Annotated in this window: 15 protein-coding genes; 1 reads left to right on the plus strand and 14 read right to left on the minus strand. The window is 51.5% G+C overall.

Features of this window, described 5'->3' with window-relative positions:
• Positions 1 to 32: 32 nt before the first annotated feature.
• The 8 genes from rseP to rpsB form a co-directional block, all read right to left on the minus strand.
• Entirely contained in the window at positions 33 to 1,169 is a 1,137-nt protein-coding gene (gene rseP / locus PsW74_RS13515; RefSeq protein WP_063289009.1) for an RIP metalloprotease RseP, read from the minus strand.
• A gap of 40 nt (positions 1,170 to 1,209) precedes the next feature.
• Positions 1,210 to 2,382, minus strand: a complete 1,173-nt coding sequence (gene dxr, locus PsW74_RS13520; RefSeq protein WP_063289010.1) for a 1-deoxy-D-xylulose-5-phosphate reductoisomerase — start codon at positions 2,380 to 2,382, stop codon at positions 1,210 to 1,212.
• Between the two features lie 56 nt (positions 2,383 to 2,438).
• Positions 2,439 to 3,329 carry a phosphatidate cytidylyltransferase gene (locus tag PsW74_RS13525; protein WP_063289011.1) on the minus strand — a complete coding sequence of 297 codons (891 nt, stop codon included), beginning with the start codon at positions 3,327 to 3,329 and terminating at the stop codon, positions 2,439 to 2,441.
• On the minus strand, positions 3,329 to 4,102 hold the full coding sequence (locus PsW74_RS13530) for an isoprenyl transferase (protein WP_063289012.1): 774 nt from the start codon (positions 4,100 to 4,102) through the stop codon (positions 3,329 to 3,331). Before PsW74_RS13530 ends, PsW74_RS13525 begins: the two co-directional genes overlap by 1 nt.
• A gap of 23 nt (positions 4,103 to 4,125) precedes the next feature.
• Positions 4,126 to 4,683 (minus strand): ribosome recycling factor, encoded by a 558-nt coding sequence (frr, locus tag PsW74_RS13535; protein WP_057465533.1) that lies wholly within the window; start codon positions 4,681 to 4,683, stop codon positions 4,126 to 4,128.
• A gap of 97 nt (positions 4,684 to 4,780) precedes the next feature.
• On the minus strand, positions 4,781 to 5,500 hold the full coding sequence (gene pyrH, locus PsW74_RS13540; RefSeq protein WP_057465535.1) for a UMP kinase: 720 nt from the start codon (positions 5,498 to 5,500) through the stop codon (positions 4,781 to 4,783).
• A 65-nt stretch (positions 5,501 to 5,565) separates the two neighbouring features.
• Positions 5,566 to 6,489, minus strand: a complete 924-nt coding sequence (gene tsf / locus PsW74_RS13545; protein WP_063289013.1) for a translation elongation factor Ts — start codon at positions 6,487 to 6,489, stop codon at positions 5,566 to 5,568.
• A gap of 170 nt (positions 6,490 to 6,659) precedes the next feature.
• Complete coding sequence (gene rpsB, locus PsW74_RS13550) at positions 6,660 to 7,457, minus strand: 30S ribosomal protein S2 (RefSeq protein ID WP_057465538.1); 798 nt, start codon at positions 7,455 to 7,457, stop codon at positions 6,660 to 6,662.
• Between the two features lie 357 nt (positions 7,458 to 7,814).
• Here rpsB and PsW74_RS13555 point away from each other — a divergent pair, with 357 nt between their 5' ends.
• Positions 7,815 to 8,501 carry a hypothetical protein gene (locus PsW74_RS13555; protein WP_063289014.1) on the plus strand — a complete coding sequence of 229 codons (687 nt, stop codon included), beginning with the start codon at positions 7,815 to 7,817 and terminating at the stop codon, positions 8,499 to 8,501.
• Positions 8,502 to 8,606: 105 nt separating this feature from the next.
• On the opposite strand, the gene dnaE is transcribed toward PsW74_RS13555, so the two are convergent.
• The 6 genes from dnaE to mce form a co-directional block, all read right to left on the minus strand.
• A complete protein-coding gene (gene dnaE, locus PsW74_RS13560) occupies positions 8,607 to 12,041 on the minus strand; it encodes a DNA polymerase III subunit alpha (RefSeq protein ID WP_063289015.1) in 3,435 nt (1,144 codons plus the stop codon).
• Positions 12,042 to 12,629: 588 nt separating this feature from the next.
• Positions 12,630 to 13,361, minus strand: coding sequence for an ABC transporter ATP-binding protein (locus tag PsW74_RS13565; RefSeq protein WP_063289363.1), 732 nt, complete (start codon positions 13,359 to 13,361; stop codon positions 12,630 to 12,632).
• Complete coding sequence (locus PsW74_RS13570) at positions 13,361 to 14,584, minus strand: lipoprotein-releasing ABC transporter permease subunit (RefSeq protein ID WP_082597131.1); 1,224 nt, start codon at positions 14,582 to 14,584, stop codon at positions 13,361 to 13,363. Before PsW74_RS13570 ends, PsW74_RS13565 begins: the two co-directional genes overlap by 1 nt.
• 224 nt (positions 14,585 to 14,808) lie before the next feature.
• Positions 14,809 to 16,134 (minus strand): proline--tRNA ligase, encoded by a 1,326-nt coding sequence (gene proS / locus PsW74_RS13575; protein WP_057465596.1) that lies wholly within the window; start codon positions 16,132 to 16,134, stop codon positions 14,809 to 14,811.
• Between the two features lie 682 nt (positions 16,135 to 16,816).
• A complete protein-coding gene (locus PsW74_RS13580; RefSeq protein WP_057465597.1) occupies positions 16,817 to 17,095 on the minus strand; it encodes a DUF1467 family protein in 279 nt (92 codons plus the stop codon).
• A gap of 156 nt (positions 17,096 to 17,251) precedes the next feature.
• Positions 17,252 to 17,656 carry a methylmalonyl-CoA epimerase gene (mce, locus tag PsW74_RS13585; protein WP_057465598.1) on the minus strand — a complete coding sequence of 135 codons (405 nt, stop codon included), beginning with the start codon at positions 17,654 to 17,656 and terminating at the stop codon, positions 17,252 to 17,254.
• Positions 17,657 to 17,801 lie beyond the last annotated feature (145 nt).

The following is a 17,801-nucleotide window of genomic DNA, read 5'->3' on the forward strand; positions in this document are numbered from 1 at the left end:
TCCTTTGCCCAACCTTTGGTTACGCAACTTACCTAAGAGCCGATTATCGACCGCAGATCATTCCAGGTCGCAAAAACCATTAGAAGCAGAACCAGAGAGATTCCTATCCGGAACCCGAAATCCTGCAGTTTTTCACTCAACGGCTTACCCCTTACGATCTCGATGATGTAGTACAGCAGATGCCCGCCATCCAGCATGGGAACAGGCATAAGGTTGAGTAAACCAATAGAAATTGACAAAACTGCGGTAAGGTTAATTAGCGGTAAAATACCATGGGTCGCAACTTGCCCAGAAATTTGCGCTACGCGAATCGGACCACCTAGTTGGTCCGGATCTTCTTTACCGAGGAAAAGACCGCCAATATAACCTAATGTCCTATCAAGAATGTACCATGTCTCTTTTACCCCTTCACCCACGGCTTCCACCGGGCCAAAACGCTTGACTATGATATCTTCCTGAGAAGTATTTCGCTGAATTCCAAGAATTCCAACCTTCTGCGTATTCCCAAAACCATCACTGATTTCCTGTAGTTCCGGCGTTGCAGTAAGGCGCTCGACAGCATCCCTGCGCTCCACATCGATCTGCATCGGAACGCCCGCACTCGCCGTCACGACCCGCTGCACATCATTGAAACTTTCTACAGGATTGCCATCAATCGAGAGGATCAAATCCCCTGGCAAAATGCCGGCCATTTCAGCCGCACTACCAGGTCGCACCTGATCCACACGCGGCAATGTTTCGAATTTTCCTAAAAATCCAAACATTCCTGCAAAGATAAGAATAGCGAGGATAAAATTGGCAATAGGCCCTGCGGCCACAATTGCGGAGCGCTGCCACGGGTTCTTCGCAAAGAACGCAGTCCGGCGCATCTCCTCATCCATTTTGGCTTGCTCATCACGGTCTGGCACGCTTGCAGCATTCTCATCACCTGAGAACTTCACATAGCCACCCAGCGGAATGGCACAGACCTTCCAGCGCGTCCCATGCTTGTCATTGCGGCCCAACAGTTCCGGTCCAAACCCGACTGAGAATGCAAGAACCTTCACCCCGCACCAACGCGCGACGAGGAAATGCCCTAGCTCATGGAAGAAAACAACCACAGTAAGCACAGCCAAAAAGGGAATGATGACTCCGAGCGAACCACCAAGAACTGAACTCAGAACGTCCATGCGAACAGCCTTACCTTATTTTTTTAAAGGAAGCGCCGGATTAGGCGGCCATCTTCCCAATAACTTCGTTTGCAACTCGACGCGCTACCTGATCCAACTGAAGAATCTCCTCCAGCTGATCTGAACAATCTAGCATATTTTGCGTATGAAGCCGATTCAGAACATCCTCAAGAAGCTCTGGGATCTGGAGGAAGCCGATCTTCCGTCCAAGGAAGGCTTCCACCGCCACTTCGTCAGCTGCGTTAAAAATCGTCCCTGCCCCATCGCCAAGTTCCATCACTTTACGTGCAAGTGACAGCGCAGGAAAACGCTCAAAATCAGGCTTTTCAAAGTCCAGACGCCCAATCATCCCCAGATCAAGATCCGCAACCGGAGCCGTCTTTCGGGTTGGGTATGCCAGACAATGAGCAATTGGCCCGCACATGTCCGGAACCGACATATGGGCCAATAATGACCCATCACAATATCTAACCATGCCATGGACAATTGATTGTGGATGGACAACCACATCCAACTGATCAGCGGTAATAGGGAACAGATGATAGGCCTCAATCAGCTCAAGACCTTTGTTCACCATCGAAGCACTATCAATGGTAATCCGCCGCCCCATGGACCAGTTCGGATGCTTCAGCGCCACCTCAGGCGTCGCAACACGCATCTCATCCAGTGTCGATGTCCGAAACGGTCCACCTGAAGCTGTGACAATCACTTTGTCGACAGCTTTGGGGTCATCCTGCTCAAACACCTGAAAAATCGCATTATGCTCTGAATCCATCGGCAGCAGTTTGGAGCCATGCTTTTCAGCCAACTCACACACAATCGTGCCTGCACACACCATAGTTTCTTTATTGGCAAGAGCGATATTGCTACCTGCCTTGATCCCCTCAATGGTCGGCTCCAGCCCTGCGGCTCCCACCATAGCAGAAACCAGCACATCCACCTTCTGGCTAGCCGCCTCCAGCACAGCCTCACGACCTGCAGAAACCTCAACGCCAGTACCGGCGAGTGCCGCTTTAAGATCTTCGTATTTGGAGGCATCACCAATGACCGCACGCTTTGCGCCAGTCTCCCGGCACGCCTTAGCAAGCGCATCGACATTGCGGCCCGCAACAAGTGCATTGACGTCATAACGCTCAGGGCTGTGCGCAATAACTTTGAGCGTACTGGCTCCAACCGATCCGGTTGCTCCCAACACAGTGAGAGATTTTGTCATATCAACAACCCTTGCAAATCAACAGAACCGTGGGCGAAGCACAAAAATCAGCAGTATCAGGATGCAAACAGCATCAACCCTGCATTTGGATCGAACAGCTGACCGCCAAACACTACACCAACCACATAGGCAAACACAGCGGCAGCGACAAGGCCATCAACGCGATCAAGCAACCCACCATGCCCTGGAATGAGGCGACTGGAGTCTTTCACCTTAAAACGGCGCTTCATGGAACTTTCAAACAGGTCTCCAAGCTGAGAGACTGCAGAAAGAACAACAGCAAGCCCAAAAGCCCAGACCAGCTGAGAACCACCCGCAACAGCAACAAAGCCCATTCCTAAAAGCGAAGAAAAAACCACGCCACCAATAGCACCGCTCCAGGTTTTGTTTGGAGAAACAGCAGGGCAAAGCTTAGGTCCGCCAAAGCTGCGACCACACACATAGGCCGCAATATCGGTTCCCCAGACCACAAGGAAGAGATAGATGATGAAGAAAAGCCCTTCATCCCCTTCCCGCAGCGCAAGCAATGAGACAAATGTCAGGCCAGCGTAAACGTAGCCCTCACTCACCCAGCGCGCCGTCCGGTCAAAACCGCCAGCACCGTAAAGTACCGCGGCGCCAGCAATCAGCGCTCCGGCAATCCAGAGCGGTTGCGCCTGAAAGTAACTAAAGCCAATGAAGAGAAGAAACAGGTAGCCCAGCAGCACAACAGGTCGCTGAGTGTTTTGCAAAATGATCTTGTACCATTCCCAGTAAACAATCAGCATGCCAACAAGCACGAGGCCAGCAAACCAGAAGCCACCTGCCCATGTCAGCGCCAGCGCGACAGGAGCAAGAATAACTGCAGAAAGAGCGCGTACCAGCAAATCAGGATTTGCATTTAGCACGCGCCGGATAATTCCTCCGGAAGCGCCTTCAGAATTGTTCTGATTGTTTTTGTCAGGCATTACGTCCCAGTCGCGTCAGAGCTCAAACCCCCATACCGCCGGTCACGGTTAGAGAACGCCAGCAAAGCATCATCAAAAGCATCTGAGTTAAACTCAGGCCAGGGCGTCGGAGCAAAATAAAATTCGGCATAAGCAGCCTGCCACAACAGGAAGTTGGAAAGTCTCTGCTCTCCCCCTGTGCGGACTATGAGGTCTGGATCCGGAATATCACGGGTATCCAGACAAGTGCTGACATCATCCTCCCCAATGTCAGCAGCTCTCAACTCACCAGCTTCCACGCGCTGCGCCAGTTGCCGTGCAGCTCGGACGAACTCGTCCCGCGCTCCGTAGTTAAAAGCAATAACCAGCACCAGCCCGGTACAATGAGCGGTCTCTCGTTCCGCATCATTAAGCAGGGTCAGCATGGATTTATCGAGATTTTCTTTGGACCCGATGACACGAACTCTCACATTAGTCTTGGTGAGTTCCTTAATGTCATCGCGTACAAACCGGCGCAGCAAGGCCAGCAGGAAAGAAACTTCCTGTTGCGGGCGCGCCCAGTTCTCAGAAGAAAAGCTAAAAAGCGTCAGGTAGGAGATCCCGCGCTTTTGTGCGTGTTTAACGGCTTCGCGCAGTGTTTTCACACCGCGCCGATGCCCTTCAGTGCGCGGAAGGCCCCGGCGAGTTGCCCAACGGCCATTACCATCCATAATGATGGCGACGTGACGAGGCACACTCAAAAGTCCGATTTCGGAATTTGCATCAACTGCCTCAAATTCAACGCTCGCCGCCATATAGCCCCCGCTTGCAAACAGGATTAAACCTGCTTGATTTCCTGTTCTTTTTTGGCAAGTACAGAATCAACTTCACCAATAATGTCGTCAGTCATCTTCTGAACCCTGTCAGAAGCTGACCGCGCATCGTCTTCCCCCATCTCACCAGCTTTTTCGAGCTTTTTGATGGTTTCCATGCCATCGCGGCGAACATGACGTGCAGCGATCTTCGCTTGTTCGGCAAACTTATGCGCAACTTTGACAAGCTCTTGACGACGCTCTTCATTAAGCTCAGGAATTGGCAAACGCAGCACCATGCCATCCACAACCGGGTTTAGACCAAGGCTGGATTCACGGATAGCTTTTTCAGTGGCCTGCATCATGGAACGATCCCAGACCTGAACAGAAATCATGCGCGGCTCTGGAACACTGACTGTCGCGACCTGGTTGATCGGCATTGGAGCGCCATAAGCCTCCACAGTGATTGTGTCCAGCATACTTGCAGAAGCACGACCAGTACGAAGACCAGCAAATTCATGCTTCAAAGCTGTGATCGCACCATTCATGCGGCGGTCAAGATCGTCATAGTCCAGCTCTGACATAATTTCCTCTTTCACCTATCATTTTAACGGACCGGCATTCCAAAACGAAAACCGGCCCGGGTCAAAATCCGACAGTTAAGACACCAGCTGATGCCCGTTAGTCTTCAATGACCGTAAACAGCCCCTGCCCGCGCAGCACATTAACAAGCGCGCTGGAGGTCTTGATGGAAAAGACAACTACAGGAATAGAGTTGTCCCGGGCAAGTGCAATCGCGGTCGCATCCATGACTTTAAGGTTCTTTTCAAGAACTTCCCCCGGTGTAAGCGTGTCAAAACGCTTTGCATCAGGCTTAAGCTTAGGATCAGCGTCATAAACGCCATCAACACTAGTACCCTTGAGGAACACATCACACTGCATCTCTGCCGCACGCAGTGCCGCACCAGAATCAGTGGTAAAGAACGGATTGCCCGTACCACCGGCAAACAGAATAACGTCCCCGTCTTCCATGTAACGCTCTGCGCCGCGCTGAGTAAAGCTCTCACAAATCGACGGTACAGGAACAGCAGAAAGCACACGCGCCTGAATACCGCGCTGACGAAGCGCATCGGCAAGCGTGAGCGAATTCATAATGGTTGCCAGCATACCCATATGGTCGCCGGTCACACGGTTAGCGCCTTTGGCTGCCAGAGCCACACCGCGGAAGATGTTACCGCCACCAACAACGATGCCGAACTGGGCACCCAGATTTACAGCCTCTGAAATTTCCGCTGCTACCCGTTCAACCACCTTTGGATCGATACCAAAGTCCTGGTCGCCCATCAGCGCTTCCCCTGAAAGTTTCAGAAGAACTCGTTTCCAGCGAACACCCTCAGACATAGTAAACCTCTTTTCATGCATCCAGATACAAAGAGGGCGTCGACTGAGTCGACGCCCTCAATAAATTAGTTACCAGCAGCAGCAGCAACTTCAGCTGCGAAGTCTGATTCTTCTTTTTCAATACCTTCACCAAGGGCGATGCGAACAAAGCCGGTGAGTTTGATTGGAGAACCGATTTCTTTAGCTGTTTCTTCAACGGCCTTCTCTACAGTCAGATCAGGGTTGATAACGAAAGACTGCTTAACCAGTGTAACTTCTTCATAGAACTTACGCAGGCGACCTTCAACCATCTTCTCGATGATGCTTTCAGGCTTACCAGACTCACGAGCCTGTTCCATGTAAACAGTGCGCTCACGCTCAACAGCGTCTGCGTCCAGCTCGTCAGTGTTCAGTGCCATTGGGTTGGTCGCTGCAACGTGCATTGCAATCTGTTTACCCAAAGCTGCCAGCTTGTCTGCATCACCAGCAGATTCAAGAGCAACCAGAACACCGATTTTGCCAAGGCCGTCGCCAGCAGCGTTGTGCATGTAAGAAGCAACAACACCTTCAGAAACAGACAGACCAGCAGAACGACGAAGGGTCATGTTTTCACCGATGGTGCCAACAGCTTCCTTCAGCTCGCCTTCAACGCTCTTGTCAGAACCTGGGTAAGGTGCTGCAGCAAGCTTCTCAACGTCACCATCAACAGTAAGCGCGGTTGCAGCGATATCGCGAACCAGCTTCTGGAAGTTTTCGTTACGAGCAACGAAGTCTGTTTCGGAGTTAACCTCAACAACAACAGCTTTGTTGCCATCTGCAGCAACTGCAACAAGACCTTCAGCCGCAACACGGCCAGCCTTCTTAGCAGCCTTTGCAAGGCCTTTGGTACGCAGCCAGTCAACAGCTGCTTCCATATCACCGCCTGTTTCTTTCAGGGCAGCTTTACAATCCATCATGCCAGCACCGCTTGTTTCGCGGAGCTCTTTTACCATAGCAGCGGTAATGCTCATCGTACGCCTCATGGACGGGAGTGTGTCATAAAAAAATCAGAGGAAGCCGACTTCCCTGCGGATTCATCCGATTTATCGCATAGCGACCGTGACCCTTCGCAGTAAAACAGACGAAAAATCACATAAAAACTGGAGGGGAAGCGCATAAATGCGCTTCCCGAGAGAAAACCTTAGCCTTCGCTCTTGTCAGCTTCAGCTGCAGGAGCAGCTTCTTCAGCAAGAACAGGCTCTTCAAGGAGTTCTTCAGATTCGCCGAGATCGATACCCATAGAACCGGATGCGCGTGCGATGCCGTCAATAGCAGCGCGTGCGATCAGGTCTGTGTAAAGAGTAATTGCACGACCAGCATCATCGTTACCCGGTACAGGGTAAGTAATGCCATCTGGATCACAGTTGGAATCCAGGATCGCAGCAACCGGAATGCCCAGACGACGAGCTTCCTGAATTGCGTTAGCTTCGCGGTTGGTGTCGATAACAAAGATCAGGTCGGGAATACCGCCCATGTCTTTAATACCACCAAGGTTGCGCTCAAGCTTCTGACGCTCACGGTCAAGGAACAGACGCTCTTTTTTGGTCATGCGGTTTGCATCACCACCATCGAGCAGTTCTTCAACTTTACGCAGACGCTGGATGGACTGAGAGATCGTCTTCCAGTTGGTCAGCATGCCGCCGAGCCAACGAGCGTTTACGTAGTACTGAGCAGAGTTGCGAGCAGCTTCTGCAACAGCTTCCTGAGCCTGGCGCTTGGTACCAACCAAAAGCACGCGACCACCAGCAGCAACAGTGTCAGACACAGCTTTAAGAGCCTGGTGCAGAAGCGGAACTGTCTGACCAAGATCAAGAATGTGAATGTTGTTGCGAACACCGAAGATGTAGTTGTTCATCTTTGGGTTCCAGCGGTGCTTCTGGTGACCAAAGTGGACGCCTGCTTCAAGAAGCTGACGCATAGTAAAATCAGGCAAAGCCATGCCTTTATTCTCCTTAGTTTTCCGGTTTAATCCTCCGCAGGGCAGCACAACCGTGCAACTCTCTAACCGGATGGAGCTCGCCACAAGGACAAACCCCGCCCTGCGTGCGGGATGGGGCGCTTATAGAACCCCTTTTCAAGAAGATCAAGCACTCAAGGATTAAGATCAACACATAGGCCCGAATTAGTAAAACAGATGCTCTCCAGCCCTGTTTGCACAACTCCAAATTTTATCATCTCTACCACAGCAACCAGACACCAAACCAAACTGTGGGTATGCGCATTACATATTAGTAATTCCGAAAAGTTATAGTTAACAAAACATCAACAAAATGACTCAATTCGGACACATTTTAAAATGCCTCTTAAAAACCTGATTGTGGCGACACTCATCGCCCTGACACTGGGCGGTTGCGCGAAAACAATTAAGCTTTCTGAAATCGACGCGAAGAATGTCGCAAAATCCTCAGTAAAGCCCATCAAAAACCGACATGTGAGAGAAGGCCACATCAACACCCATGGCATCCAGCATGGTCTGCTGGGTATTGTTGTGACCACAGCCATGAATGCAGCCTCTGGCGCTTATGGCGAGATGGCCTCTATTCCCGCAGCGAAGCACGATCCACAAACCGCCATGCGCGACCGGTTGACCAAATATCTGCAGAGCACCCACAAGTTCCGCTTTAAGGGCACGATCAAGGGCCCATATAGCAAACCGACCATCAGCGAGGAGAAACGCGCAAAAGCTCTCACAAAGCTCGCCAGAGAAACCGGTTACTCTGGTTATTACTTGGATGTATCAACAGTCACCTATCAGTCAGAAATGCAGGGCGCAGGCTGGTTCGCAAATCTCGCTTACCGCTACCGCGGACGCGCACTCCTAGTTTCCGCCAAGGATGGCAAAATCCTCGCTGCCTCAACCTGCAACGTTACTGATCATGCCGATTTAACTGATCTGGCTGAGAAAGGACAAAAGAGCGTAGACCGCTTCGCCAGAAATCTTGGTTACTCCTGCGCTGAACAGGTCATACAGAAAATCTTTTAGTATCGGAGCAGCTGGCATGAACACCAATAAACGCAACATGCTCTAAAATAGAAAACCCCGCCGAACATCTTCCGCGGGGTTCTTTTTTGCATATACCGAAGCATCCTAGGACATCTGGACGTCCATCACACCCGGTAGGGTTTTCAACGCACCAGAGAGTTGCGGTGAAAGCTGATAATTGCCGGGGAGTTTGACCTCCACTTCGCGCTGACCATTATCCAGCAGCACAACACAGCTCACCTCACCATCACCACCACGACGCAGCTGGCGTTGCAAGCTCTGGATTGGTTCGCTAGATCCCAGGAAGATCCGCAAGGTTCGATGCACCCTGCCCGCCACTTTTTCCAGCGGCTCTACCTGTGAAATGCGAACACTGACTTCCTCATCACGCATATCTGCCTGCACCAAAAGCACAACAGATTGCCCCGGTTCCAGCAGATCGCGGCACTGATTCAAAGTCTCAGAGAACATCACCGCTTCATACTGGCCGGTCGGATCAGAAATACGAACGATGCCCATCTGGTTGCCGGTACGGGTCTTGCGCTCCTGCTTTGCTGTCACAGTTCCCGCAAGTCTCCCTGCGGAAGACCCAGCCTTCACAGAGCGCTCAAAATCTTTCCAAAGCTGCACGCGCAACTTGGTGAACAGCTCGCGATACTCGTCGAGCGGATGGGCTGAAATGTAAAAGCCGACCGCCGCATATTCTTTTTGCAGCCGCTCGGATGGCAGCCACGGGTCTGTCGGATTAAGGATCAAAGGCTCAGGCGCATTATCTCCGCCAAAGAAATCATTTTGACCAGATGTCTTATTCTCTTCTGTCCGCTGTGCCATCCCGATGATGCGATCCAGACCGTCAAGCAACTGCGCACGGTTTGGATTAAGTTCATCAAAGGCGCCAGCGGCGATGAGGTTCTCGATTGTGCGCTTATTAAGAACCTTCGGACTGATGCGCGTTGCAAAGTCACCCAGATCTTTAAACGGTTCATCTCCACGCACATCAACGATGTGTTCAACCGCCTGCTCGCCCACACCTTTGATCGCCCCCATGGCGTAAACGATCTTGCCGTCCAGCACGCCAAAATGCACACCGGATTTATTGACGGAGGGTGGCACGACCTCAATGCCCATCCGCACCGCTTCCTGGCGGAAGTCACTCAACTTATCTGTATTGCCCAGATCAAGCGTCATAATGCCGGCGAGGAACTCAACCGGATAATTCGATTTCAGCCATGCAGTTTGATAGGCCACAAGCGCATAAGCAGCCGCGTGGGATTTGTTAAAACCGTAGTTCGCGAATTTGGCCACCAGATCGTAGATCATCCCGGCCTGATTTTTATCGACCTTCTGCTCAACTGCCCCCTCAACAAAGCGGGCGCGCTGGATCTCCATTTCAGCCGCAATCTTCTTACCCATCGCACGGCGCAGCAAATCCGCTTCACCAAGAGAGTAACCAGACAGCACCTGAGCAATCTGCATCACCTGTTCCTGATAAACGATAATGCCGTTTGTCTCGGTCAGGATTGGCTCCAGCAACGGGTGGAGATAATCAGGCTCCTGCTCGCCATGTTTTACAGCGTTGTAGATCGGGATGTTGTCCATCGGGCCCGGGCGATAGAGCGCCACTAGAGCAATGATATCCTCAAACCGATCAGGTCGCATGCCTGCAATCGCGCGGCGCATGCCCTGACTTTCCAACTGGAACACGCCAACCGTCTCACCAGCAGCCAGAAGCTTATAGGTCGCGGGGTCATCAATCGGTATTTCGTCGATCTTAACTTCAATACCGCGCTTCTTGATGTGCGAAACCGCAGTATCAATCACTGTCAGCGTTTTCAGACCCAAAAAGTCAAACTTGACCAGACCGGCTGCTTCAACCCATTTCATGTTGAACTGAGCAACAGGCATGTCTGAGCGAGGATCTCGGTAAAGCGGCACCAGCTGCTCCAGCGGACGGTCCCCAATCACCACACCCGCCGCGTGGGTAGACGCGTGACGATAAAGGCCTTCCAGCTTCTGCGCCATCTTAAGCAAGCGGTCGACAACTTCTTCCTGCTTGGCTGCTTCACGCAGCCGCGGCTCCTGCTCCAATGCCTCTGGCAGTGTGCACGGATTGGCCGGGTTGCCGGGCACCAGTTTACTTAGGCGGTCCACCTGACCATATGGCATCTGCAGAACACGGCCCACATCACGCAGCACCGCCTTGGCCTGCAGCGTTCCATAGGTGATGATCTGTGCCACCTGCTCGCGGCCATACTTGCGCTGCACATAACGGATCACTTCTTCACGACGGTTCTGGCAAAAGTCGATGTCGAAATCCGGCATGGACACGCGGTCCGGATTCAGGAAGCGCTCGAACAGCAACGAGAACCGCATTGGGTCAAGATCAGTGATGGTCAGTGACCAGGCAACAAGCGATCCCGCACCGGAACCACGCCCCGGCCCCACAGGAATGTCCTCGTTCTTCGCCCACTTGATAAAGTCCGCAACGATCAGGAAGTATCCAGGGAACTTCATGCGGATAATGATGCCAAGCTCATAATCCAGACGGTCCCAATAATCTTTCTCTTCAAGGTCAGGTGCCAGACCATGCAGATCGAGACGCGCCTGCAAGCCTTCCTTAGCCTGCCGCGTCAGCTCTTCCGCCTCGGCACGCTCCGCTTCGCCAGCATCAGCATCCGCACCAGCAAAGCGCGGCAGAATAGGATCTCGCTTCAAGGGCCGGTAATGACAGCGCCGTGCAATCACCACGGAGTTCTCAAGCGCCTCCGGAAGATCGGAGAACAGCTCCATCATCTGCTCACGGGTTTTGAAGCAATGATCCGGCGTCAGCTGACGGCGATCCGTCTCGACAAGAACACGACCTTCGGAAATCGCGATCAGGGCATCATGCGCTTCATAATCATCCGGATTAGGGAAATAAGCCTCGTTGGTCGCAACAATTGGAATATTCAGATCATAGGCAAGGTTCAGGAGCGCAGGCTCAACATCTTCCTCGCCTTTCATATTGTGGCGCTGCAGTTCCACATAAAGACGATCGCCAAATGTGGACTGCAAAACCTCTAGGCGAGACTTGGCAAGATCAACATGCCCTTCTCGCAGTTGCGAGTTAATAGGACCATCACTTGCACCGCTCAGAACAATCAAGCCATCGGATTTATCCAACACACGAGAAAGGGGAACATTGGCTTTGAGCCCCGGCTCTGTATCAAGAAAGGCTCTTGATACAAGATCCATGAGGTTCTCATAGCCCCCTTCATTCACGGCAAGAAAAACCAGATCACTGACGGCTTCATCTCCCACCGCGTCAGGCTGATCATCAAAGGTCACCGATATCTGACAACCAATGACAGGCTGTATACCCGCGCCAAAAGCTTTTTCAGAAAACTCGAGCGCACCAAACAAGTTCCCGCTGTCAGTAATGGCCAGCGCCGGCTGCTCATCCTTGGAAGCCAGGTCAAGCAGCTTTCCAATTGGGAGAGCCCCTTCCAGTAAAGAGTAAGCCGAGTGAACACGGAGATGGACGAAACCTGGAGATAACATCTGGAGCCTTTTGGTTCGCAAGGTGTGTGCGACAGTAGCACCTCATTTGGAGGACCCAAAAGCAAAATGCAATTGCCTGGCAAATCGCACCACCGGTTATCCCGAGTTTCCCAACCTCTCTTCCTCAGTATTTTCTAAGGAAGCATCCGGGTCAGCGCATCACCCCACATCAGGCAACTGCTTGCAAAAAGAACGATAGAACCGAATGCTGCTGCTTCACGAAGTACAAATGACATAACAAACACCCTTATTTTGAACCCTATTTGTATTCGTTATGTTCTATCAATGTTCTCATTCTTTCAACCCTTAATTTGGCTGGGTCAAACTCATAGTTAATGAGTGGTATACGCATTCCTCCTCCAACATCACCACTCAAACACAGCAAGGTATTTCCCTCAGCAACTCAACAAGTTGCTGAATCAATCAGCGTTAACGCCGCAGGTAAGTATCGCGGAACACCAGCCTTGCTTGAGCACTCAGACAGAGAGAAGAACAGACATCAAAACAAGAACATCCCCTCAAAACAAAAATGCCAGCGAACAGGTCGCTGGCATTTGATTCTCAATGGAACGCACTCTCATTTCCAATTTAAGGAAGCTCGACCACCTTGCCTTCGCGCAGTGTAATCCGTCGGTCCATCTGTTTTGCAATTTCCAGATTGTGGGTTGCCAGCAAGGCCGCCACACCGGAGGCGCGAACCAGCGCGGTCAGCGCCTCAAACACATACTGCGAGGTGTTCGGATCAAGGTTCCCCGTTGGCTCATCCGCCAACAGAACACGCGGTGCATTGGCAACTGCACGCGCAATCGCAACACGCTGCTGCTCACCACCGGAAAGCTCCGCAGGACGATGAGTTTCCCGCTCAGATAGACGCATATAAGAGAGCAGCTGGCGTGCGCGTTCTTCCGCATCCTGACGCTTCAGTCCGCAAATCATCTGCGGCAATGCAATATTTTCCAGCGCAGTAAATTCAGGCAGCAATTGATGGAACTGGTAGACAAAGCCCACCTCAGTCCGCCGAATGGCTGTGCGCGCATCATCATTGAGCTTGGAACATTCCCGCCCGCCAATCAGCACCTCACCGCTCTGCGGCATTTCCAAAAGGCCAGCCAGATGCATCAGCGTAGACTTACCTGCGCCGGAGGGTGCCACGAGCGCAACCATTTCCCCTTCATAGAGGTTAAGGTCAGCGCCCTTCAGAATTTCCAGTTTGCTGTTGCCCTCAACATAACCTCGGACAACATTCTTCAAACTCAGAACAGGAACGCGTTCCTCACCCTTAAGCGAAACACCAGCAACCGGTTTTGTTGGTTTATTCATCATTCGTAGCGCAAAGCCTCAACAGGATCGAGCCGGGCTGCGCGCCAGGCAGGGTAAATCGTAGCTAGCAGGCTCAATACCAAAGCCATAATAACAACACTGGTCGTCTCACTTGGATTCATTTCAGCCGGCAGCTTTGAAAGGAAGTAAAGCTCAGGCGAGAACAGCTCGGTCGAGGTCAACCAGGAAATCCCCTGACGAATGCTCTCGATATTCCAGCACACCACAGTACCCAGAATAAACCCGGCAAACGTACCAATGGTTCCAATGCTGGCCCCCGTGATGATGAAGATCCGCATCACCGCGCCACGAGTTGCACCCATCGTGCGCAACACGGCGATATCACGGCCCTTATCTTTCACAAGCATGGTCATGCCGGAAATGATATTCAGAGCGGCCACAAGAACAATCAGCGTGAGGATCAGGAACATCACGTTACGCTCGACTTCAAGCGCTGAGAAGAACGTCATATTGCGCTGGCGCCAGTCAGAAACGAACACAGGCCGTCCGGCCTCTTCTTCAATGACAGGTCGCAGCGGACCAACAGCATCCGGGTCATCAGCATAGACCTCAATGCCCGTCGCCAGACCTTCTTTATTGAAGTACAGCTGTGCTTCATTAAACGGCATGAAGGCAATCGTGCCATCATATTCGCTCATACCAATCTGGAAGATCGCAGAGACCGGATAGCCCTTCACGCGCGGGGTCATCCCCATCGGCGTGATGCTGCCACGCGGAGTAATCACGCGAACCGTATCACCAACAGTAACACCCAGCTGACGCGCAAGACGGGAGCCAATGGCAACACCTTCACCATCATCAAACCCATCCAGCGTTCCAAGCAGAACATTCCCGGACACCAGATCCAGCTTATCAAGATCAGCCTTATGAACACCGCGGAACAAAGCGCCCAGATCAGCGCTTGGTCCGGAGATCATCGCCTGCCCTTCAACAAACGGCATAGCAAAATCAACACCGTCAATGCCAGCCAGTTTGACCGAGGTCGCCTCATAGTCATTGAGCGGGCTATCTATGGGCTGCACAAGTACATGTCCGTTGATGCCAAGAATTTTGGTCAGCAGCTCCGTGCGGAACCCGTTCATCACCGCCATAACGATGATAAGAGTTGCTACGCCCAAAGTGATGCCCAAAAAGGACAGACCGGCAATAATTGAAATGAAAGTTTCTTTGCGTCTGGAGCGCAGATAACGCCCTGCCAGCATCCACTCAAAGGGTGCAAACCACCGGTTCTTTCCGGGATGAGCCGCCTGAATCTCTGCCGTCATACTAGACTATTCTCCGTTTCCGCCTGTTCAACTACCCCGTGGAATATAGGGAGCATGAAGAGCAAGTGCCATAAGCTCTGGCAAAAAGGCCCGGCAGCAGAAAGGCCGCCGGCACCTAGCATACCATTGAAGCTACTGAGTTACCCCAAGCTTCGCTGATATCAGCCTTTTAAGGCAGAAATCAGTTTGTTGACAGCCGCTTCCGGGGTCAACATTTCGCGATCACCAGTTGCACGGTCTTTGACTTCCACTTCACCAGTCTTCAGACCACGTGGGCCAACAACCAGCTGATACGGCAGACCAATCAGATCCATGCTTGCAAATTTCTGGCCTGCACTGGTCTTGCGGTCATCATAAAGAACCTCAACGCCAGCCTTTTCCAGCTCCGCGTAAACGCTCTCACAAACTTCATCGCACTCAGAACCAACCTTCATGTTGATCAAACCAACATGGAACGGCGCAACTTCTTTTGGCCAGACAATGCCATCATCATCATGGCACGCTTCAATGATCGCACCCAGCAGACGAGATACACCAATGCCGTAGGAACCCATGTGAACAGGCTGTTCCTTGCCTTCAGCAGTCATCACTTTCGCGCCCATAGGCTCGGAGTATTTGGTGCCGAAGTAGAAGATGTGGCCAACTTCAATACCGCGTGCAGAAACCTTCTTGTCTTCTGCAACAGCCTCAAAGGCAGCTTCGTCATGCATCTCATCAGTTGCAGCGTAAGGCGTGGTCCACTGCTCAATAATGCCGGAAAGGTCACCATTGAAATCAATGTCTTCCGCCGGGGTTGGCAGGCCAAGAATATCCTTATCAAGGAACACTTCACTCTCACCGGTAGACGCCAGCACGATGAACTCGTGAGACAGGTCGCCGCCGATCGGGCCAGTGTCCGCCTTCATAGGAATTGCAGTCAGACCCATGCGGGCAAAGGTGCGCAAATAAGCGACGAACATGCGGCGGTAGGCTTCTGTTGCACGTTCTTTGTCCAGATCGAAGGAATAAGCATCCTTCATCAGGAACTCACGGCCACGCATCACGCCAAAACGAGGACGCACTTCATCGCGGAACTTCCACTGTATATGATAAAGGTTCAGCGGCAGGTCCTTGTAGGAGCGCACATAGCTGCGGAAGATGTCAGTGATCATCTCTTCATTGGTTGGACCAAAGAGCATTTCCCGTTCATGACGGTCTTCAATGCGCAGCATTTCTTTGCCGTATGCATCATAGCGGCCACTTTCGCGCCACAGGTCAGCTGGCTGAATGGTTGGCATAAGCAGCTGGACAGCACCGGAGCGGTTCTGCTCTTCTTCAACAATTCGCTGAATCTTGTTGAGCACACGGTGGCCAAGCGGCAGCCATGCATAAATCCCGGCTGACTGCTGACGGACCATACCCGCACGCAACATCAGGCGGTGCGATACGATCTCGGCTTCTTTCGGAGTTTCCTTCAAAATAGGCAGGAAATATCGGGACAAACGCATTAGTTTAACTCTTCAGGTTTAAAGGCACGCAAGCTCTGGCTCACCACCAAACATCATTTCTATGTCTTCTTAGCAAGCAGAACGCCTGTTGTAACTGCCAACATGGCTATATGCCAATTTTCTAAGACATATTTCCCCATACACGCAGCTTTTTGCCTACACCTTTGGGGTCAACTCACGGAATCTCCGAAAAATTATAGCTAAAATTTTAGGCAAGCAAAAAATTGCGGCGAATTGATACAAAATGATGACAAACTAATGTGATTACGTTAGTGTCTGTTCAACAACAAAAACAACACCCTTAAGCGGTGTTGCAAGGTATCGCGATCTTTAGTCTTGGGAGGAAGGTTCTCGGGCGCCCGTTTGGTTGCAGCCGGCACTCTACGCAAGTGCAAAGAGAACATTTAGACGCGGAACTCGTTCTAACAGCAAGGCTTCGGCCTTGCTTTTTTTTCGCCAATTTCTGCCGTTTCACTCCATGATATTCTATGAATACCGCATTCAGTTTACTCATATCAGCATACTCACCAGAGTCTGAATACAGCAGGGACAAGTGCCTCTCCAACAACACCCCTCTAAACGCAAAAAAAGCGATTCTAGAGAATCTCTTTTTTTGACACTTGATGGATTTGCTCTGTAACTCGCTGATTTTACGCCACACAATTGATGTGCAAAACCAAAATCAGGAAGGAGCGTTGCCCATTAATTGATCAACAAGTGGAAACAGATGCGCGCCAAGGCCGGACTCAAGGAACCAATAGAAGGCAACGAACACAATTGTCGTTACAATCGTGTTGATGATCACCTTCTTCAGCATCTGAGGATTTTTGGGCGCGCTCTCAGTCGTTCCCGGAACTACTTCGCCCTCTTCCGCCTGAGTGCGAACACCAAACGGCAAAATGGCCAGAAACAAAATCCACCACATCATGAAGTAGAGTGCAACGAGTAGCGGCGTAGCCATAAATGTGCTCCTGGAACGTTCTTGTTTCTTCTGCGGCTGGTCACCTTACTGTTGTATCACAAAGCGACCAGCGCACTACAGGTTTTTACCTACAAGAATTAGGCCCGAACCGAAAGCCTTCCAGTTTCCTCAAACCACAAGTCTTTCAAGGCAAACTTAAGCCTGTTCCAACTCGGTCAATGTTCCAAGGAAGTCTTTTGGGTGCAAGAACAACACCGGCTTGCCATGTGCACCAATCTTCGGCTCACCATCACCCAGAATCCGGGCTCCGTTAGCAACCAGCTGATCGCGCGCTGCAAGAATGTCATCAACTTCATAACAGATGTGATGGATACCACCTTGCGTGTTACGCTCCAGAAACTTGGAGATCGGAGAATTCTCGCCAAGCGGCTCCAGCAGTTCGATCTTCGTGTTTGGAAGCTCGATAAACACGGTCGAAACACCATGATCCGGCTGTGCCACTTTTTCTGAGGCAATGCCGCCGAGTGCATCACGATACACCTTCAGGCCTTCTTCCATATCCAACACGGCAATCGCGACGTGGTTCAATCGTCCAATCATGACGGTCCTCCCAATAACTCTTTGTTCTAGAGCGCGTTCCATTCGATTGCACACAATCAAATGACAAGAAGCTGCTCAAACAAAATGTCAGAGCACAGCACCTATCTGCAGATGAACGCCTATGAGTTCTAAGGAACAGATTTCA

The organism is Pseudovibrio sp. W74, from assembly GCF_001623085.1.
Lineage (GTDB): Bacteria > Pseudomonadota > Alphaproteobacteria > Rhizobiales > Stappiaceae > Pseudovibrio.